The following is a 20,183-nucleotide window of genomic DNA, read 5'->3' on the forward strand; positions in this document are numbered from 1 at the left end:
TTGAGGCGCTCCTAACGAAGACCAGGAGAAGCAGGCAAATGGAATTTAAAAGCATATTCAGTGTGACGGGTGCTGATCATTCTGATGAGGACCTCACAACAGCTGCCGGACTGTGTGCCGAGGTCGGCGCGCACCTATCGGTACTCATTATACCGCCTCCATTGCTCTTGATGTCGTCTCCGCCCCCCGAATGGAATACAGGACGTGCACAGGCAATTGCAGTACCGAACTATCGATTTCAGCAAATCGAGAAATTTTCACAGGACGTGACCAGAATGGAAAGACGGTCCGCGGATATCCTCAAAAGGCTGAAAGCTATGTCGCTTTCCTGTGACGTTGACACCGACTATTGCGATCCGGCTAGCCTCGGTGAAGTGGCACGACAGCGGGCGCTCTGCGCTGACCTGACGATCGTTGGAGGAGACCTCCTCAACGATGAGACTCTCGGACCTCCTGTTGTCAACGGCTGCTTGTTCGATAGCGGAAAGCCGGTGCTCATCGTGCCGAAGGGCGTTAAGGCGACGCTGTCGCCTCGACGCGTGCTGGTCGGCTGGGATTCGCGTGTAGAGGCCTCGCGTGCGGTTCGGGAAGCTCTTAGTATCCTATCCGCTGCCAAGGAAGTCTGTGTCGCTATGGTCGATCCAAAGGCGCAAAACAACGGGAAAGGCGCGCAGTCTGGAGCTGACATCGCTGCCTATCTTACTCGGCACGGTGCTCGGGTCTCCGTTGACCTGCTTAAGAGCGCCGGCAAATCGGCGGGCACAGTGCTGACCCAGCACGCGAACGACATCTGTGCTGACATGATGGTTATGGGTGCTTATGGCAGCCGTGGGCTGCGTGAGCGGATTTTCGGCGGTCCGCCGAGCTGGAGCTTTGGGAAGACCACATTGCCGCTGTTTTTGGCTCGCTGATCAGCTCCGTAGGAACACCGATCAGGTCGTAGGACCGCCAACCAGTCCGAAGTCGTCGTCGGTTACCGGTCGGATTGCGGAGACATGGCTGGATCCGCGAACATCTTGCGACGCTTGTCAGAGCCAAACCGGACGCCTCGACTGCTTCACGACGCTCTCGTGAACCAACTCGTGCGAGATCGTCCGCAACGGGCAGTAAAGACGAACGGCTGCAGCAGACCGCAGCCAAGCCACAGGGCGGGTGTACCAGGAGACCCCGCCTCGTGCGCGAACCCTGTTGGAAGGCCCCTTATCAGTACCCGGACGCGCGTCAAATCGGCGGCTGTCCCTGTCAGCCTGCGGTGTGCAAGGGCCGCTGCCGCGGAGCTTCCCCTGCCCGATCGTCGGGCGTGCGACAATGTCGGATTCCAGACGAGCTGGAACTGCGCGAACTCGTTGGTTTGACAGGTCTTTATCCGGCACGCCGCATGCATGGGAGTCTCCGAAAGCATTAAGAGCCGTTATCCATGGTTACGCCCCTCGAAAGAAAGAGCCGCTTCCGTCGTGGCAGGGAAACAGCCACTCCTGGGGTGGAGGCCGGCGCTAGAAGCCGCCGTAAGATCCGGAAGAGCCGCGCGACAGCATCACACACTTTCCTTCTGCTCTTGGGTTCGGATCACGCCGCGCCGCTGTCGATGCCGCCGACATTGAGCCCAAGACCTGGAAGGCGGCACACGCTTTTGCTGTCCTCTCAGTCGGGACCGCGGCTCAAGCATGCCTGTGAGGTTCGCATTGCTCAATGCCCGGCAATCGACGTCAACATGCCGCTGAGTTGGAAAACACTCCTAGAGGAGTAAGGATAAGTGGACCTCTTTTGTATTGGTGTGGGTGCTGGACCATCTAATTTGAGCCTTGCGTGTCAGATACAGGAAGAGATTGCGCAAGGGGCACTGTTCCTGGACCGGGAGGTCGATTTCCGAGGACATCCAGGCAGCGCTTTCGATTGCGCGGAGCTCCAGGTCGGCCACTTCCAGGATCTGGTTACTCTGGTCAATCCGCGATCAGCCTACACATTCGTAAACTACCTCCACGAGAACGGGCGTCTTTACAATTTCCTCAATGCGCAATTTCACGGGGTGCTTAGAGCCGAGTTCGCCCAATATCTCAACTGGGCGTTCCAGAAGAATCCGCTTGTCCGTGGCGGCGAGGCCGTTCGCGAAATCCGCTTTGACGGCGAGTTTCGCGTGCGGACGGACAACGCGGTCCTTGATGCAAGAAACCTCGTCATCGACATAGGCAAGCAGGCGCAAATTCCGCCTCAGTTTCATGGCTGGACTGGACCCAACCTGTTCCACTCATCTGAGTTGGCCCACATCAATCCTGAGGTGCAAAAAAAGCATGTCTGCGTTGTTGGCGGCGGACAGTCGGGAGCCGAGCTGCTACTGCACCTTGTCGGCCGGCCGAAAGAACGGCGGCCCGCGGCGATCACATGGGTCTTGACGCGCGAGATGCCTTTCGACGACCACGCGTTCACAAACGGGCTGTTCACGCCATGCTTCTCGGATCGTTTTGCTGCGATGAGCGAGGTGCATCGACAGCTGTTCCTGCGGCGTTTCGCGCTTGCCTCCGAGGGCATTTCAGAAAGCAAGTTGCGCGCGGTCTATCAGGCGCTCTACCACCACGCCTTTCTCGAGCCACACCAATGCGAGATCACATTGCGGCCAAGTTGCAACGTGTCGCGCTGCATCAATGCCGGAGCAGGGCACAGGCTCACGCTGCAACGCGGCTTGGACAACATCGGAGAAGTAACCGCCGATATCGTCATCCTGGCCACCGGGTACGAGAAACCGCTGCCGGGTTTCCTAGAACCGATCGCAGATCGCCTCGAACAGATCGGCAATGAGCTCGCCATCGGCGAGGATTTTTCGGTGTACTGGGACGGACCGCGAGACCGACGCCTTTTCGTTCAGAACGCCTGCCTTGGACAGCGCGGGCTGGCTGATCCGAACTTTGGGCTGCTGGCCTGGCGAGCGCGCCGCATCCTTGACAGCCTTCTGCGGCGCGCGCCATGCGCCAATCCCGAGCATCTAGGGTTCATCAACCGTCCCTTGACGGAGTGCTGGCCCGACCTCGGAGTCGAACAAATGGGCAGCGGGATATGATTCGTCGATATTGATGATCGGCGGTGGCATTCAGGAAAGATTTCCGCCTCTGGCGGCAAAAGCGGGACGAGCAATATTCCTACGGCGTCAGATCGCTCTGCTCGCGCTTGAGCAAGGTAGCGTCGCGCGACTCCTGCTTGGCGTGAAACAGCAAAGGGCATTCAATCACGATGCAGCTTTACGTGCTGTCGGGCTCAACGCCACGTGGATCGAGCCCAACGCCGCCGTTGGCAACCGCGACGCGAATTATGACGCCGGGCCACATGCGGCGGTGGCTGCAAGGGTACCGAGCCTCTCCCGCACTTTCGACCCCATCGCCGAAGTGCGACTACTCCAGGACGCCGAAGCCGGTCTTATCGCCAGCGGGCCAGCCAAACTCTCACCTTCCTAAACGGCAGCCGCTAAGGTGAGCCGTCGAAAGCCGACATTCAGGTTAACGTCAGCTGGCCGTGTTAGGGCTCGCTTATTCAAGGCGGTACCGGCGCTTGCCGAAGCTAAGAAGGGTTGGCATGCCCTTTGCCGTGCTTGATGTGCGGCAACACGGTGAGAGCTCCGCTGAAGCAAGCGAGAGGGAGCAATGCCCTCGAGACCGTGTCCGATTTTGACTGGAAAATATTCCGCGACAAAAGAGACGAAAGGTGTGGAATGACTTTGGACACCAAGATGGAACTGCGTATGGGGTCCCCGGCTCCTGCGCTGAAAGTGGAGAACTGGCTGCGTGGCGAGCCCCTCACGAGCCTTCGGCCCGGCAAGGTCTACCTCGTTGAATTTTGGGCGACTTGGTGCCGACCATGTGTCCACGCCATGCCCCATTTGATCGAACTGCAGGAGAAATATAAAGACAGCGGATTTGAGATTATCGGAGTCGCAGCTTGCGAAAAGGCTGCAACCGCGGACGAAGCGCGGACCAACGTGGATGCCTGGCTGACCGAGAAGTTCCCGAATCTGAATTATCGGACAGCGTTCGATTGCACTGGCGAAATGAAAAAGCTCTGGCTGGAACCCAGCTCTTCGTTCGGGATTCCCACCTCGTTCGTGGTCGACCGCGACGGCCACATCGCTTATATCGGCCACCCGGCACCTCTCGATGACGTTTTGCCGAAAGTCCTTAACGGCAGCTGGCGCAGCAGCTATGAAGCGAAAGCCGTCGATGCAAAGCGAATCTCGCGTGTGCGCGAATCGTCGCTGAGTCAGCCGATATACGCCAAACTTGGGCCGGCGATGCAGGACGAGGATTGGGCAGCGGCACTATTGGCCATCGAAGAAGGCCTCGCCGTGATGCCAGACTCTTTTGATTTTCGGCGGGTTCATGCGGATATTCTGCTTCACAAGCTGCGCGACATCAAAACCGGCTTGCCGCTTATGCGCGAATTGGTCGAGGACGCGATCAACAAAAAGTTCGAAGCGATGTCTTGGGTGGTGATGGCGCTGAACCAACTCTTCCATCCCACGATCGACAACTCCCATCTTCCGCATGATGATCGCTTTGCGATGGGCAAGGAGCTCTCCGAACAGATCCTGGAACTTAATCCTCCGCAAGGCGATGGAGACTTTAAATTCGGGTGTTACTTTCCGGTCGCTCAGTATTATTACGAGAGCGGCAACAAGGACCGGGCGATCGAGTTGATCGAGGTGGCAATCAAATCGCTGGACCATTCGGAGCCAGTGCCGGACCAAACCAAACAGCGCTACCTCACCTCGTTGCTCCAAGCCCTGGCCAACTACACGGGTGAGCCTGCCTGTCACGCGGGTCTCTGTGTGGCTCCGCAAAACAAGACTTCCGAAACTCAAAACGCTGTCACTTCCTGAGCAAGGATCGCGAAGGGCATGACAATTGGAATTGAACACCGGCAAATCCGCCCGCCCAGGCGCACTTCGCAGCAATAACGTCGATGCCGCAAAAGTGCGCGGCTTGCGGCAGGTGGAATTTCCATTGCGTTTACCTCGGGTCGAACCGCGGCGCAGGCGTTCGCGCCGCGGTGAAAGGTCTCGCATTGGTGGACGTGCTCGAGGTCGGCCACGGGACACTGTTGCGTGGGATCGGCTCGCCCAAGCCATTCCCCGCCCACGCAAGCGCCCGAACCACACATCGCAGAAAAAGAGATCGTCCTTCAAGAGGAGTACTGAAATTGGGGAAAAGCGAAATTCCTCATGAACCGGTTGGCCCTGCTGTCCACGGGGACGACGAGGCCCTTGCTTCCCCGTTCGTCAAATGCCTCCTGCGGCTCATTCGTACTCAGGATTCCTTCGGCTTATGGGAAGGCCATTCGGATGCCGAGCTGCTGGCCGAGTTCATCATCACCAAGCAACAGCAACGTGCGGTACCCTTTGGCGGCGATCCCGATCCTGACGCGCTGTGGAGGCTCGACATGTTTTACACCGCCGTAGCGCTTGCGATCGAGGAGCGCTCCGGCGTGTCGACGTCGCCGACAATAGAAATGAAACCCGTGGGGGCTTCCGGCGGTTGGGCGTTCTGTCGAGACGTCCACCGGTTCGGCTTCGAGACTTTCCGCAAACTTGCTGAGGCCGGTACGAAACTGGTCGACGATGCGACTGCAGCCATTGAAGCCTAGCCCGAGATGGAGCGCATCAAGAAACCATTGTTCCAGGAAGGATCTATGTCAGACCTAGATAGGATGAGGAAAAAAGTCTGAAAGCTCCAGTTGCGTGCAGCTATTGCCAAGATGGCATTGCAGGACCTCGTCGAGGGTCTGCCGGGCAAGTGGGCCGACATACAGGAAGTCGCCGAGAAAACCCAAGCCGTTTATGCCGAGTTGGATGTTGCCAAGAGAGAACTCGCTTCAATGAAGAATTTAGGATGATGCGCACATTCACCACCCGTGACGGCTCCATTTGGATGCCGTCGTACCTGACCTCCATCGATAGCAAGACCTGCATCGGCTGCTGCCGTTGTTTCAAGGTCTGCTCGCGCGATGTCATGCATCTTCACGGCGTTGATGATGCGGGTGAAATCCTCGGCCCCTGCGATGACGAGGACGACGATTTCGACGGCAAGCTCAATCGCATGATCATGGTTGTCGATGATGCCGGCCGCTGCATAGGCTGCGGAGCCTGCGGCCGCGTCTGCCCCAAGAACTGCCAGACGCATGTTGCGGCCGACGAGCTCGCAACATGATCTGGCGAAAACCAGGAGAACGGCGTTGCACTTCATCTTTTTGTCGGCTCGTGGGGCTGGTCCTGTGCAGCAATGCGTCGATGGTTTACTTCGCTTTGGATTCGATCCGTGTGGCAGTCGTCACGACGCTGGCCTGTTCGCTGCTGCTTCAGGCCTGCTATTTCGGCTGCGTGCTCTTTTTCGCGGACGTCGATGATCTGTAGAACTGTTCATTCGCTCCGCAGAGGGCCGGCGAATCCAATCTCTTCCTAAGCCCGTTGGCCGTAATCGAAAGACACGGGGCCGGCGAGTTCGTGCTCAGCTGCCACTGTGCTAGCAAGGGAACGGAATCCAATCCCGGAGCAGATGGCCAGAGTTGAGCGAAGACTGCGGTCGGAGCTCCTGCGCTTCCGGGTCTCCAAGGGGACGACTTTGCGAACCGAAGGGACTTTGAACCGTTGACGTGGCCAGCGTGCGGTAGGTTGGGCCAGCGACAGGGATCCCGGCCGGCCGGGAAGCACCGCCCTCTCAATGTGCGTTGACTTCGCTTCCTTTGGCGAAATGTGGGTAACGGCGAGGGCCGCACTCTTCCCGGGCCGTCGACATTCCCGCCCTTTTGGTGCGTGCGCCGTTAGGCGCGACAATTCGGTGCCCGCGTGTAACTGCGCGCATTCGCCGAAGCTTAGACGTGGTGCATTCCCGCTCGCCCGTTTGGCGGACAGTTCCGGCCGTGCTGGTTTTGCCGCCTAACGCCCGCCGCTCGTCACTGCCACACCCCTCTCCGGCAACGGCTCGGCGCATCGCGCAAGCCGGTTTAGCGATCAGGCCAGGCCCTTCGCGAGTTCCAACGCCTGCCGTTCGAAGAGGCGGCGGTAAATGCCACCATCGAGATTGATCAGGGCGGCATGATCGCCGTCCTCCATGATGCGGCCACGGTCGAAGACGAGCAGCCGATCGAGCGAGCGGACCGTCGACAGCCGGTGTGCGATGACGAGTGTGGTTCGGCCCACCATCAACCGATCCACCGCTTGTTGAATGAGCACCTCGGATTCCGAATCGAGGCTCGATGTGGCCTCGTCCAGAATAAGGATCGGCGCGTTCGCGAGGAAGGCGCGCGCGATCGCCACGCGCTGGCGCTCGCCGCCGGAGAGCTTCAAACCCCTTTCGCCGACCAATGTCCCATAGCCCTTCGGCAGGGGCGCGATGAATTCGTGGGCACTTGCCAGTCGTGCCGCTTGCTCGATCTCGGCCTGGCTCGCGCCAGGCCGGCCATAGGCGATGTTCTCGGCAAGCGACCTGTGAAACAGGATCGGCTCCTGCTGCACGATCGCGATCTGCGAACGAAGGGACTCTTGGGTCACCTCCGAGACGTCCTGACCGTCTATCAGGATCCGGCCGCCGCTCAGGTCGTAGAGTCTCTGGATCAGCTTCACGAATGTTGTCTTGCCGGAACCGGAGGGTCCAACCAACCCAACCCTTTCGCCAGCTTCAATCGACAGCGAACATTCGCTATAGAGCGGCAGGGGATGGTTGGCGTAGCGGAAGTGGACGTTCTCGAAATCGATACGGCCGTTCGTGATCCGGATCGGCTTGGCCTCTGGACGATCGGCAACATCCACCTGCTGATTGTGGATGGCCACCAGTTCTTCCATATCATTAACCGAGTGCTGCACGTTGCGGACATGCATGCCGGCATCACGCAGATAGCCCTGCAGGACGATGAAGGACGTGAGAACATATGCTATCTCGCCCGGCGTTGCCTGTCCATGCGACCACAGAAGCAGGGCATATCCGACCACCGCCACCCTGAGCGCAACCAAAGTTACGCCTTGGGTTGAGCCGATGATCGTTCCGCGCACCCAGCTCCGGCGCGCGCGGTGCCGCCATTTCGTCATGATATTTGCAAGCCGCTCGTCTTCGCGAACCTCTGCGCCGAAGCCCTTGACCACAGCGTTGCAACTGACCGCGTCCGCAAGCGCGCCGCTGAGCCTTGTGTCCCATCGGTTGGCAAGGCTCGCCGCTGGCGCGACATAGCCGAGCGACAGCGAAATCGAAAACGCAAGGTAGACGAGAGAGCCGCAAGCAAAGATCACGCCCATGACCGGCCAGTGCCAGCCGAGCAGCACCGTCGAGCCGATCAAGATGACAAACGACGGGAGCAGCGTGACGAGTATCGTGCTGTTGAGGAGGTCGAGCGCCCACATGCCGCGCGTTATCTTGCGCACTGTCGAGCCGGCGAAGCTGTTTGCATGCCAGTCTGTCGAAAAGCGCTGCACATGATGGAACGCTTCGGTCGCGACGTCGGAAATCATTTTCAACACCAGGTCGCTCAGGCCAATGAAGGCGACGTGGCGCATGGCAATGCCACCGAGTGCCAATGCAATCGGTACAGAGAATGCTGCAACAGCTGAATCCGAAGCTGGTGCTGCCGCATTAGCAGCACGAGAAACAGCGTCGATGAGTCGGCCAGAATAGAGCGGCATCAACACGTCAGCCAGCGTGGAGGCGAGCATCGCGGTCATGATGATCGCGAGCCGGGCCGGCTGCCTGTTCCAGAGGCGAACAGTGAAGGCGAAAACGTCGCGACAAGTGGCGCCGCGCCCATGGACGGGGAAACGTCTCATAGTTTCCAAGCGGGCGCATCAACACGCTCGGTCCCAAAGACGATAAAAGACAAAACTGGAATTTCGACCTCCCCCATAACAGCATCAATTTTGGCGGGCAGCTCTTGCCGCCTCACGACGGTGAGTTCAAAAGTCGTGCCAACTGAGCGGGAACATCCGAAGGACAAATTCAGCAGGTTACCGAGCCTGGAGAAAGTCAGCCGCCATCCAGTCGATACGATTGCTACGGCTGCTCAACTCGGGAGATTGGAAAAGAAGGTCGATGTATCGATTGAATTTTGAGCTTGTTCTTGCCTCGATCAAATAAGTACAGTTGCAATGCAGCTTTCTCAGGCCCGGCACTTAGGTGCTGATTTCAAAAGCGCGCCGCGAATACTTTCCTGCCCATATTCCGTCAATCGAATGCTCGACTGTCGGATTGTGCGCTCCCCGACACAGTGCTGTCGGTTCGCCTCCTGGGTACCTCCCCCGTCGATTGACGACCTGAAGGAGAAGCTTCGCTCGCAAGCTGGCACGACTCTTGAGGGTACTCCAGGTGGCGGAAGGAACTCCGGCTCGAGTCCCGTTGACTTCGGATGTTGCGAGGCTGGGTTGGAGCAAACTGTGCACCAATGAGAACGCAATGAAGGAGACATCATGGAACTCCGGCGGATTGCGGTGGAGTTAGACCTATTCCTCAAGATGACTGATGATGTCGCTCAATCCGAACAGTTGTTCGAACTGTTGTCTGCGTTTGCGCTGAATTTCGATTGCCCGTGGATTGCCTATGGGCCGCTCGCATCAGAGAGGGCTTTCAAGCCGAACCGGGAGGGTTCTGTGGTGATGTGGAATTATCCTGCTGAATGGCAGGAGCGCTACTCGAGAATGGGCTATGCCAAAATAGACCCCCTCATCAAGAAAGGTCGAAAGGAGGCGGGACCCTTTCGATGGAGCGAGGTGTATACTGATGAAAACATAACTGAAGATGGACGCCGCGTCTTGGACGAAGCAGCAACATTCGGCTTGAGGTCAGGCGTTACCGTCCCATTACATGGCCCTGGTGGCAGCTTTAGGTTTGTGAGTTTTGCTCAATCCTCGGACTGCGAATTGCAGAATAGAGCGATCACCTACCTGCAAATGGCCGCGCTGCGGTTTCATCGGATGGTTACGAAGTTCGACACTACGACTGCGTCGGAACGAGCTCATAACCTGTCTCCGAGAGAAATAGAGTGCATTGATTTGGTGTCACAAGGAAAATCATCTTGGGAAATAGGAACTATTTTAGGCAGATCACGAAATACGATAGATTTCCATTTAAAAAATGTAATGCGGAAGTTGGATGCGACCAGCAGAACGGTAGCTGTTGTAAAAGCTTTGAACCTTGGGATTATCCAACCGCCGTAGGTGCGCAGCTAGTTCTCCGCCCGTAGTAGCGCGCGTGATAGCCGAGACGCTCCGGCGTGCGCTCGCTCTTCGAAGCACCCAGCGCCTCGTCCATCTCGGCCTCGAGCACCTCCTGCATCACGGCGCGAATCACCTCGTGCAATCCATCCGGCTTCGAAAGCAAAATGTCGTTGACGCTGCTACGGCGGATTTATCTTCAGGCTTGGTCCTGGTGGCGATGCTGAGTTCGCTTCGCTGAGATTGGGCGGTCATGACAGGGTGGTGTTCAATGTCACCGATTCCTGGAAGAAATTACCATCCGTATTAAGCGACTGACGATGAGTGATGTGTGTCCAAAATCTGACAGCTGTCAGAAAACATTTCGGGTTCAATACAGCGGAGCGTCTTAGCCCTGTCGGGCTTTTCGAAGCCTATCTCGCAGTAACTGCGCGCCAGGCGCACTAGCTCGGCCTTTGCTGGTCGATGTGCGGCAATATAGTGTGAGGGCTGACCCGCATGAGAACACGGAACTCGCTCGATGAAGGATGATCGACGGCATCCAGAAAGCTTCTCTCCGGCGGGTTCGAGGGTGCTGCGCGCGCATCTCGGCGACGGGCCAGCGACCAACGGTTGAGGCTACATCTCCGGAGCGAGTGATGCCTCGAAAGATGCAATGCTGTCTCTGGTCCGACGCGCTGGAAGTTTGTGAAGGGTCGGCCCGGCAAATCGGTGAACCGGGCGGCTTAGGCTGCCAAAAAGGGTAGATGTCTGCGTTGCCTCGGTAGATCAGCAGGCGGTATCAGAAAGCCAAAGGCACACGCACACCATCGTGGCGCTTCGCAGGAAGTAGATGGGAGTAATCACCAGTGATTTTACCGGAACTTCGCTCAGCAAACACAGCCGGCAGGGTTTTGGAGATAACGACGACCACGGGATGCGTCGTAGGATGTTCATATTGTCCCCAGGACAAGTTCGCGGTCCGGCAAAGAAAAGTGTCTCATGCGAGTCATCTGGATCTTGAAGATTTCAAGCGGTGTCTGGCCCGCGTACCGACTTCCGTCGACATTGGTTTTGCGGGATACTCCGAACCTTGGCTCAATCCGGACTGTACCGAAATGGTGGAGCACGCCTTCGCCAAAGGCCATGGCATCAGGATTTTTACGACGCTGGTGGGAATGAACGGGCAGGACCTGCAGCGATTGCAAGCCTTGCGCTTGGGCGTATTCGTGGTCCATGTTTTCGATGACGGCACCTACATGAACAGCCGCCTGGTCGGAGACAAGTATCGCGATCTGGTTCGTCAACTCGTCGACGCGGACATCCCCTTGATCCGATTCGTGGCCTTGGGCGAGCCCCACCCAGATATAGCCGACATTATTCCTACCGAAGCCCTGATAAAAGCGCGGCCGGTGAGCAGTAGGGGTGGAAGCGTCGACCCTAAGATCGTTGCACCACGTCAGCCAGTGGTCGGAGCCCTAACCTGCGTGGACGCACGACAGTATCGGAATGTTCTTCTTCCAAACGGCGACGTTACCCTGTGCTCTATGGATTTTGAACGGCGTCACGTATTGGGCAACCTTCTATATGAGGGTTACTCCGCTCTGTTTGAAAAGCCAGTTTTTCGCGAAATCGTCGACCGCATGAATGGAGCAGATGGTTTTCTGCTTTGCAGGATGTGTGAATTCGCCGACCCAAACGACCGGACCTGAGTGCATGCCGGCCGAGAGGGCGTGCCTGGCAGTGCGGATGGCCCCACGACAGATGCACCTGCCCGCGACGCCATCGTGTTTTCACGTTACGCCAGTATGTTCCTGTAGGCGCGGCAGTGGGCCTCGAGCATTTCGGAGACGAGCTCATCGAAAGGTCTTCGCCTTCCAACCGAGCTTGTCGGCCTGCCTAGCTTGAGGTAACGCCGATCACAGGTCAACCATCGGTCGGATGGAAACAGTGTTAGTCGATCCCGATCAGAGCTTGATTGCTTACTCACGGCTCACCTCGTCAACGCCTTCACCCTCCCGGACGATCTCCTTTTCGACTCGCCTGAAGGCAGCAGCCCAGCTGCGGCCGGGGATGGTTGCCGTCGCGGTAGTGGACGTTCTCGAAACCGATGCGGCCCTTCGCCAGCGCGTCTCCCGGTTGCTTCCGCCTGGCCTACGAACGGGCTTTCCGTCAAGGGGGTCCACGGCGGCCCCGCCCTCTTGATCCGGCGGCTCGGGCCAGTCATCGCGCAAGAGATCGGAATCCGCATTCTTCTCAAAGAGAGCGTGGCTTTCGCTGTGTCATCGGTCATCAAATAGTTTCTTGAATCAGGTTGGTGTCCGCAGCCCGAGGTTGAACGGCGAATATTGATGACCGCCGCGAAGCCGCTCGCTCGCTACGGCGCTATTGAGGAGCGCGCTCGCGAGCGGCTTCGCTACCGCCGAGCGACACAACCTCTGGCGACGCGACCCTGCTGATCTCCTTGGACTCATTCATTTGTCCGGAGCGCTATGGGCAGCGAAGGGTGGGTACGTCAACTACCTGATGCCATAGTAGCGATGCTTTCGCGGAAGCTTTAGAAGCCATCCTGTTGCAGCACATTCGAAAGCATCCGAATGGAGGGCAACGCAACCCAACAATATTTGATGAGGATGCCGGCATCACCAGACCAAACCCAGACCAAACAAAGCTGCCTCCGGCATTCTGCTTCAACGTTAAGCGACGAACATCTGCCGCAAACCACTAGCCATTAAACAGCTCTCTTCTTTGAAAGACTATGTGCAGAGGACTTGATATGGACACCGACGCTTTCACGGCTCATGAATCTAACGTTCGTCGTTATTGCCGGGCGTTCCCCACCGTCTTTACGAAGGCCCTTGGGGCGACGATCTGGGACGAGACGGGTAAGCCCTTTATCGATTTCCTGGTGGGTTCCGGCGCACTCAACTACGGGCACAACAATCCGGATATTATGGCGCCAGCGATTGAATATCTCGTCGGTGAGAACATTCTTCTGTCGCTTGATATGCATACGGCGGCAAAGCGTGACTTCATTGAAGGGTTCGTCGATTGGATTCTGAAACCCAGAGGCCTTTCGTACAAGATTCAGTTTCCCGGGCCGACCGGCACGAACGCCAACGAAGCGGCGCTGGCGCTGGCGCGAAAATACACCGGCCGCTCGAGCGTCATGGCCTTTACGAATGCGTTCCACGGCATGTCGCTCGGCTCTCTAGCGGTGTCGGGCTCGGCCTCAACCAGGGAACTGGGAGGCGTCGCTCGCCACGATGTGATCCGTGTTCCCTATGACGGCTATCCGAGCCAAGCTTTCGATTCCGCCAGTTACATCGACAGCGTTTTGAGCGACCCGGGGAGCGGCATAGAAAAGCCTGCCGCAATCATTCTGGAGACCATCCAGGCCGAAGGCGGCATGAACGCCGCATCCGCAGCTTGGCTCACGGAAATTCAGCGCATTTGCCGTACGCACGGCATTGTTTTTATCGTCGACGATATTCAGGCGGGTGCGGGCCGAACTGGCGATTTCTTCTCATTCGAGTCCGCGAAAATCGAACCGGATATTGTGTGTCTTTCCAAGTCCCTAAGCGGTTCAGGTAGTCCGTTGTCCATCGTTCTGATTCGACCCGACTTGGACATATGGAAGCCCGGAGAACATAGCGGGACCTTCAGAGGCAACAATTTCGCCTTCGTGACGGCAGGAGCCATGTGCAAGATGTGGTCGGATAGGAAATTTACTGCAGGTGTCGAGCGGACAGCCGTCAGGCTGCAAACGCACCTCGATCGCCTGGTTGCGAAATTTCCAAGATACATCGAACAGAAGCGCGGCCGCGGTCTGATGGCCGGCCTGAAATGCCGTTCACCGGCAGTTGTCGGCCGCGTGCACGATGTCGCATTCGAAAATGGCCTTCTTATCGAATCCTCGGGGCCAAATCGCGACGTTATCAAAGTCCTCCCACCGATAACCATCACCGATGCCGAACTCGATCGTGGCATCACCATCCTTGAACACGCACTACAGGAGCAAGACAATGCCTAGTCAGATATCTCAAGTGCCAGCCATCTCGCCGGTTTCGATCAAAGAACGGACCGGGTCGATCAACACGGCGGAGATCATCTCGGTCCTGAAAGGTGAGCTCACCGCTCTGCACATCAAGCAAGCTTTCAGCACCGAAGTAGCCGAGGAGATCACTACGAACTTTATTGGAAGCTCTGGTCTCAGAGAGCGTAAAGATGGTGTGCCCGGACAATATGTCGGCGCATCTCACTACAGGAAGGATGCAGCCACCTATTTCGCAGACGCCGAAAACGCGCGGCCGTACGTCGATGCCCTTTTTAAGAATTTGGTTGACCCGGTTCGAGCAGTATTCAGGGCGTTGAAGCGAGAGCTTCACAACCAGGGAATCGAATTGCGGCTAGCCCGTTCCGAACACGGCCAGGCCAATGTTTGTCGCGGCCTCAGTTGGTCGGGCACAGGCACATTTTCCTTGGATCCCCACGACGACGTCGCTCAAGTCTTACGTGCTGGCGATGATTACGAGCTTTCTGCGGTGGCGCACAATACGGTCGCAGCGCTCAACCTCTATCCCAGCATGCCTGAGGAAGGCGGCAATCTGAAGCTCTGGAGCCACAAGCCGACGGTTGCGGACCGGATATCGCAAGGTGTGGAGACCACTGGATATCCCTATTCGGCAGCCTATCTGGAAGCCGTCCCTTGCCGCGAGTTCGAGCTCAAAACCGGGGATATCGCCCTAATCGATGGCGGCTTCGTTCACGGGGTTACCGGTCAATTAGGCGACGGAAAGCGTCGCCTAGTGCTGAATTGCTTTTTCGGATTTGCGCGGCCTGATCTTGTTCTCTGGTGGACGTGACGTTGGACCTCGCAGCGATCGACTGGCTTGGGCCGTGAGTTGGCGTGGCCAGGCGTGTGACTGCTCATGCTGCCGTCATACAAGCCGAACCTCGAACCGATTGAAATGGCCTTCGCCAGACAGTTTGGGCTGATGCCTTTGCAGGCTACAATTCAGGACTCGCCCTATGAAGAAGCAGTTTACTCCTACAAACGATGTAAGCCTCGCGATCTTTGATCGTCTTGAGTCTGAGGTGCGGAGCTACGTCCGTGCGTTCCCAGTTCTGTTCGATCGAGGCGTCGGCACTGCCCTCATAGCTACAGACGGTCGGGAATACATCGACTTCTTGGGAGGCGCGGGAGCCTTGAATTACGGGCACAACAACCCAGCCTTCACGCGGGCGTTGTTGGACTACATTGCGCGCGACGGAATTGTGCACGGGCTCGACCTTGCTACGACCGCCAAGAAGGCCTTCATCGAAGCTTTTGAGCAGTTTATTTTGAAGCCCCGCGGTCTGTCTTATAAATTGCAATTTACTGGCCCCACAGGTACGAACGCGGTCGAGGCGGCTCTGAAGCTAGCTCGCCAAGTGACCGGCAGGTCAAACATCGTTTCGTTTACGAACTCGTTTCACGGAGTCAGCGCTGGGGCGTTGGCGGCAACCGGAAACACGAAGTTCCGAGATGCTGTCGGCTTTCCCCTCGCGCACGTGACATCGTTGCCGTACGAGGGCTATCTCGGCGCTTCAGACACGATCGAGTATTTCGAGAAGCTTCTCGATGATCCTAGCAGTGGTCTCGGCAAACCCGCTGCGGTGATCCTAGAAGCAGTGCAGGGCGAAGGCGGTGTCAATGCTGCTACCGTTGAATGGCTGCAACGGCTGCGTGATCTGACCTCTCGGCACGAGATCCTGATGATCCTCGATGATATTCAGGCTGGTGTCGGTCGCACAGGGAAATTCTTCAGTTTCGAGGCGGCTGAGATCGTGCCGGACATCGTTACCCTGTCAAAGTCGTTGTCTGCAATTGGAACGCCTATGGCCCTTGTCCTCATGAAGCCTGAACTTGATGTCTGGACGCCGGGTGCGCACACCGGCACGTTCAGGGGCAACAACTATGCTTTCGTCACTGCTCGTGCGGCCCTTGAGACTTACTGGTCCGACTCCAAGTTTGAAGATGAGATTGCTCGCAAATCAGCCATCTTGGCTCAAGAACTCAAGTCGATCGCAGACGACTTCCCCAGCCTTGCTCTGAATGTCCGAGGCCGCGGCTTGATGTATGGACTCGTATCACCAAAGCACCACTCATTGCCGGGGCTCATTTCCCGGGAAGCTTTTCGTCGCGGCTTGGTGATCGAGATCGCTGGCTCGTATGGTGAGGTGCTCAAGTTCATGACAGCCCTTACCATAACCGAGGCTGAACTGCGCCGTGGTCTGTCGATCGTACGCGACAGCATTGGCGCGGTGCAGGACAGCATTTCAGCGGAGTAGGCATTCACTCAGTCCCCCCTACCCAGTCTGGGCTTATCAAGCAAAGGAAATTCCGCTTTAGACGTATGCGATTGTATGGAGACGGACAGCAAAAATGGACACTCGGAGAGCTCAAACAATGGACACCGACCGCTTGACGTGATCGAACGACAGTACGGCATGTGCAAATCAATACACACTTCTTGCTCGTTGCAAGATGAAGGACGACGTCCAGGGCCGGTGAAACCGGTATTCTAATATATTATATAAGTAAGATGGTAATATTGCTGGTTTATCACGAGCGAAGACGAACGGTACACAACACATTAGAAATTAACTTGTATAAGAGGTCCGGTATTTCTTATCCTTTCTGATGAAAAATAGAACGGATTTTGTGCGACGTCGAAGTTTGGCGAGACGAGTGTAAGGCGCGTTCGCGAACCTTACACCGTTACGTTCTGAAGGAGTTGAGATCGTGAGTGATATGACAGCCCGAGACGATGAGATAAGCCTAGCCGAACGCGTAACGCAGCATTTGAAACCGCATTTATGGGCAAAGGCCAACCGGCTCCTTATCCGTAAAGCAATCAGCGAATTTGCACACGAGTTGCTAATTGCTCCTCGACTCCAGCGAATGGAAGGCGACTGGGGGAAGTATGTGCTGGAAAGCGAGACCCCTGGGTTGGAGTATTGGTTCCAGGCTCGGCGCCTCCTGCTAGATCACTGGCAAGTGGACGCCGGCTCTCTGGAGAAAAGGATTGAGGGCAGGCCGGCCCCCCTGGATGCGCTTGATTTTGTTATTGAGTTCAGCCGCCATCTTGGCATAAAGGAAGAGATGATGCCGGTTTACCTGCAGGAGATCAGCAGCACGCTGTATGGCAGCGCGTACAAGCAGGCCAAAACAGAGATATCCGCCGCAGAACTGGCTTTTGCCGATTACCAGATCGTTGAGGCTGGCATGACGGAGGGCCACCCGACCTTTATCGCGAATAACGGTCGCATTGGCTTTGACGCGCTCGACTATAGTCGCTATGCGCCGGAGGTGGGCAGTTCGATAAGACTCATATGGCTGGCCGTCCATAAAGAAATGGCAACGTTTAAGTCCATTTCAACGCTCGACTACGACCTTCTCATGCACGAGGAACTCGGTCGACAGGCGCTGGAACAGTTCGACGCAGCGTTGCGTCAAAAGGGACTAAACTCGACCGATTACATCTATATGCCAGCGCATCCTTGGCAATGGTTCAATCGGCTCTCAACTATCTTCGCGGCGGATATCGCCAACCGGCACATTGTCTGCCTAGGCCAGGGGAAGGACATATATCATGCCCAGCAATCGATCCGCACACTTTTCAATATAAGCGATCCGCATAAACGGTACGTGAAAACGGCGCTGTCGATACTTAACATGGGGTTTATGCGCGGCTTGTCACCGACACACATGCTGGCGACGCCCGCCATCAACGAATGGTTGAAGAATTTGCTCGACAGTGACTCCTATTTAGCCGCCAACGGCTTCAGCATCCTTCGCGAGGTCGCGACGATTGGCTATCGCAATCGTTGTTTCAACACCGCCCTCAAGAAGGACTCCCCTTACAAGCAGATGCTTTCTGCGCTGTGGAGGGAAAGCCCCCTTCGGCAGTTGAAAGAAGGGGAACGTCTGATGACAATGGCGTCGCTGCTTCATGTCGATTACAATGGTGAAGCACTCGTGACAGCCCTCATCAATGCCTCGGGGTTAGACGCCGCCGCTTGGCTACGCCGCTATTTTGAATCTTATCTGGCGCCGCTTCTCCACTGCTTTTATGCTTACGATCTAGCGTTTATGGCACATGGAGAAAATATAATTCTAGTTATGAAAGATCACGCTCCGACGCGAGTTATCATGAAAGACATTGGCGAGGAGCTTCGTATTCTAGGCGGAGATCTCAACGTGCCGGAGGAGATTAAGAGGATCTGCATTCAAGTAAATCGCGACATGAAGCACGACTTCATTTTCACCGACGTTTTCGACTGCTTCTTTCGTTACTTGGCTGTAACACTCGAAGAACATCTTGATTTTCCGTCGACACACTTCTGGCAGCTCGTAAGCGAGTCCATCCTTGGCTACCAGACGAAACATCCGGAATATGACGAAAAATACAGGCAGCATGACCTATTCGCTCCAGAATTTCTGCGACGATGTATGAATCGACTGCAGATACAAAAAAACCAGCAAATGGTGGACTTCGGTGATCCGGGAGAATACCTGCACACCGTCGGCACGCTGAAGAACCCACTGGCGGGCATTCGCAAAGTGACCAGTGCAGGTTAAGCTTGAAGGAGGCGCGTATTTTAAATGAACAATGTAGTTAGCCGGTTTTGGGCCAATACCATACCCCCCCCTTGGGGTAAGCAACCCCTTGCGTAAACGCCGCCGCAGCATGTTGCGCGTATCAGGCGCCCGCTCACCAGCGCGTCGCCTGCTTCCATTCTGAAAGGAGGCGCCTAATTTTTTTATCGCCTTCGGGCCGGCTTTCCAGGTGCCGTCAACACTGACACGGTTAGGCGCCCAAAGCTTGATTTGTGTAGACCTCGCTACCTTAAGCATAAACCTCGTCGAACGCCTTCAATCAAGCACTGCGGCCTTGACGCTCATGCTAGGAGATCATGGCCGCGTTGGAGGTAAGTGCGGCTCTAACTTATGGCTAGAAGGGAGCTTCTCATGTACATTCTAGAAACGCCGCGCCTAATCCTAAGGCCACCGTCGCATAGCGACGAGCTTCTTCTACATGAGCTTCATAGCGATCCATTTGTGGTAAATGCCATGTGGGATGGAGTCTATCCGACCCGAGAGCAATCGAAAGCTAAACTACAACAGTTCATCCATCATTGGCAGAGCAATGGTTTCGGCTTATGGATGGTGTTCGTAAAAGGCGAAGGCCAAGTCGGAAAATTCGCAGGCTACTGTGGATTGATGTACAGTGGCCCGTATCTGCCCGAAGATCCCACTAATGTGGAAACCGTATCGTGCCTCCACCTTGCGTCTTCCGGTAAGGGGATCGCCGCAGAGGCCGGCAGGGCAGCGATCCAGTTTGCTTTCGAGAACCTAACGCTCGAGAAGGTCACTTCATTCATTCGCCCAACGAACACGCGTTCGCTTCGGAAAGCACCGAAAGTAGGCCTTCGCTATGTAAGAGACCGGGTCTACAATAACGTAGTTATGCGATATTTTGAAGTGACAGTCTTGACTGCTGTAAAAATCGAAAAAGTCGTCGTTATCTCTTGTTAGTATCATTGTTTCTCGGAAGACGGTGATGCAAGAAACCGTAGGCGAGCGCTGCTCTCGCCCTACGAACTTGCAATCATTCACACCGACGCACCGGCGTGTCCGGAGATGCATGTGCCCTGGAATTGAGAGCTTGTCGGTTCAGAGATAGTTCAGATGGGTCGCTCGGTCTCGCTTCGGGCATGCCCTCGACCGATTTGGCGATCAAATCGCTCCGTTACAGACGGCATGATGTGGAGCTGCCGCGCCGTAAGTGACCATATCTCAGGCGGTAGGAGGAGCGCTTTGCTGAAGAAGCCCATCACACTTGGTACCTTGATGGGGAGTTGCGTGGTTTTCGATTATATCGTCGTGGGTGGTGGCTCCTCTGGATGCGTGATGGCGAGCAGGCTCTCCGCCTATGGCGCTCGCGTGCTGCTCATTGAAGCTGGCCCTGATACGCCGCCGAATGCC

Annotated in this window: 18 protein-coding genes and 1 pseudogene; 17 read left to right on the plus strand and 2 right to left on the minus strand. The window is 56.4% G+C overall.

What is annotated here, in order from left to right:
- Nucleotides 1-38: 38 nt before the first annotated feature.
- From EN925_RS00370 to EN925_RS00405, 8 genes are all read left to right on the plus strand, one after another.
- Complete coding sequence (locus EN925_RS00370) at nucleotides 39-911, plus strand: universal stress protein (RefSeq protein WP_063169369.1); 873 nt, start codon at nucleotides 39-41, stop codon at nucleotides 909-911.
- Nucleotides 912-1,753: 842 nt separating this feature from the next.
- The gene (locus EN925_RS00375; RefSeq protein ID WP_063169368.1) at nucleotides 1,754-3,052 is read left to right on the plus strand and encodes a SidA/IucD/PvdA family monooxygenase; all 1,299 of its coding nucleotides are present in this window, start codon (nucleotides 1,754-1,756) and stop codon (nucleotides 3,050-3,052) included.
- A gap of 13 nt (nucleotides 3,053-3,065) precedes the next feature.
- On the plus strand, nucleotides 3,066-3,443 hold the full coding sequence (locus tag EN925_RS00380) for a hypothetical protein (RefSeq protein WP_024505270.1): 378 nt from the start codon (nucleotides 3,066-3,068) through the stop codon (nucleotides 3,441-3,443).
- A gap of 272 nt (nucleotides 3,444-3,715) precedes the next feature.
- Complete coding sequence (locus EN925_RS00385; protein WP_063170388.1) at nucleotides 3,716-4,861, plus strand: TlpA disulfide reductase family protein; 1,146 nt, start codon at nucleotides 3,716-3,718, stop codon at nucleotides 4,859-4,861.
- 320 nt (nucleotides 4,862-5,181) lie between these two features.
- Nucleotides 5,182-5,625 carry a DUF269 domain-containing protein gene (locus EN925_RS00390; protein WP_224571203.1) on the plus strand — a complete coding sequence of 148 codons (444 nt, stop codon included), beginning with the start codon at nucleotides 5,182-5,184 and terminating at the stop codon, nucleotides 5,623-5,625.
- 90 nt (nucleotides 5,626-5,715) lie between these two features.
- Complete coding sequence (locus EN925_RS00395) at nucleotides 5,716-5,874, plus strand: CCE_0567 family metalloprotein (protein ID WP_224571204.1); 159 nt, start codon at nucleotides 5,716-5,718, stop codon at nucleotides 5,872-5,874.
- The gene (gene fdxB / locus EN925_RS00400) at nucleotides 5,871-6,188 is read left to right on the plus strand and encodes a ferredoxin III, nif-specific (protein ID WP_174800308.1); all 318 of its coding nucleotides are present in this window, start codon (nucleotides 5,871-5,873) and stop codon (nucleotides 6,186-6,188) included. Before EN925_RS00395 ends, fdxB begins: the two co-directional genes overlap by 4 nt.
- Nucleotides 6,185-6,391, plus strand: a complete 207-nt coding sequence (locus EN925_RS00405; protein ID WP_082826584.1) for an exopolysaccharide production repressor protein — start codon at nucleotides 6,185-6,187, stop codon at nucleotides 6,389-6,391. Before fdxB ends, EN925_RS00405 begins: the two co-directional genes overlap by 4 nt.
- Before the next feature lie 597 nt (nucleotides 6,392-6,988).
- Here EN925_RS00405 and EN925_RS00410 read toward each other — a convergent pair.
- On the minus strand, nucleotides 6,989-8,791 hold the full coding sequence (locus EN925_RS00410) for an ABC transporter ATP-binding protein (protein ID WP_063169366.1): 1,803 nt from the start codon (nucleotides 8,789-8,791) through the stop codon (nucleotides 6,989-6,991).
- On the opposite strand from EN925_RS00410, the gene EN925_RS39550 reads away from it, so the two are divergent.
- A complete protein-coding gene (locus EN925_RS39550; protein ID WP_127262113.1) occupies nucleotides 8,771-9,073 on the plus strand; it encodes a hypothetical protein in 303 nt (100 codons plus the stop codon). The genes EN925_RS00410 and EN925_RS39550 overlap by 21 nt on opposite strands.
- 354 nt (nucleotides 9,074-9,427) lie before the next feature.
- A complete protein-coding gene (locus tag EN925_RS00415) occupies nucleotides 9,428-10,174 on the plus strand; it encodes a LuxR family transcriptional regulator (RefSeq protein ID WP_063169365.1) in 747 nt (248 codons plus the stop codon).
- Nucleotides 10,175-10,190: 16 nt separating this feature from the next.
- Here the strand turns inward: EN925_RS00415 and EN925_RS00420 are convergent.
- Nucleotides 10,191-10,426: pseudogene (locus EN925_RS00420) on the minus strand (transposase); the annotation flags it as partial.
- A gap of 719 nt (nucleotides 10,427-11,145) precedes the next feature.
- Between EN925_RS00420 and EN925_RS00425 the strand changes: the two are divergent.
- The 7 genes from EN925_RS00425 to EN925_RS00455 form a co-directional block, all read left to right on the plus strand.
- The gene (locus tag EN925_RS00425; protein WP_224571099.1) at nucleotides 11,146-11,862 is read left to right on the plus strand and encodes an SPASM domain-containing protein; all 717 of its coding nucleotides are present in this window, start codon (nucleotides 11,146-11,148) and stop codon (nucleotides 11,860-11,862) included.
- Nucleotides 11,863-12,926: 1,064 nt separating this feature from the next.
- On the plus strand, nucleotides 12,927-14,183 hold the full coding sequence (ectB, locus tag EN925_RS00430) for a diaminobutyrate--2-oxoglutarate transaminase (protein WP_063169362.1): 1,257 nt from the start codon (nucleotides 12,927-12,929) through the stop codon (nucleotides 14,181-14,183).
- Nucleotides 14,176-15,015: a hypothetical protein gene (locus EN925_RS00435; protein WP_063169361.1), complete on the plus strand. Its 840-nt coding sequence runs from the start codon at nucleotides 14,176-14,178 to the stop codon at nucleotides 15,013-15,015. The genes ectB (EN925_RS00430) and EN925_RS00435 overlap by 8 nt, the downstream gene beginning before the upstream one ends.
- A 166-nt stretch (nucleotides 15,016-15,181) precedes the next feature.
- Nucleotides 15,182-16,483 carry a diaminobutyrate--2-oxoglutarate transaminase gene (gene ectB / locus EN925_RS00440; protein WP_063169360.1) on the plus strand — a complete coding sequence of 434 codons (1,302 nt, stop codon included), beginning with the start codon at nucleotides 15,182-15,184 and terminating at the stop codon, nucleotides 16,481-16,483.
- Between the two features lie 463 nt (nucleotides 16,484-16,946).
- Nucleotides 16,947-18,776 (plus strand): IucA/IucC family siderophore biosynthesis protein, encoded by a 1,830-nt coding sequence (locus tag EN925_RS00445; RefSeq protein ID WP_063169359.1) that lies wholly within the window; start codon nucleotides 16,947-16,949, stop codon nucleotides 18,774-18,776.
- A gap of 390 nt (nucleotides 18,777-19,166) precedes the next feature.
- Entirely contained in the window at nucleotides 19,167-19,733 is a 567-nt protein-coding gene (locus EN925_RS00450) for a GNAT family N-acetyltransferase (protein ID WP_158515808.1), read from the plus strand.
- A gap of 315 nt (nucleotides 19,734-20,048) precedes the next feature.
- Nucleotides 20,049-20,183: NAD(P)-binding protein (locus EN925_RS00455; RefSeq protein ID WP_141245433.1), on the plus strand; the 135-nt coding region annotated here is incomplete at its 3' end.

The organism is Mesorhizobium sp. M7A.F.Ca.US.006.04.2.1, from assembly GCF_004022915.1.
Classification (GTDB): domain Bacteria; phylum Pseudomonadota; class Alphaproteobacteria; order Rhizobiales; family Rhizobiaceae; genus Mesorhizobium; species Mesorhizobium ciceri.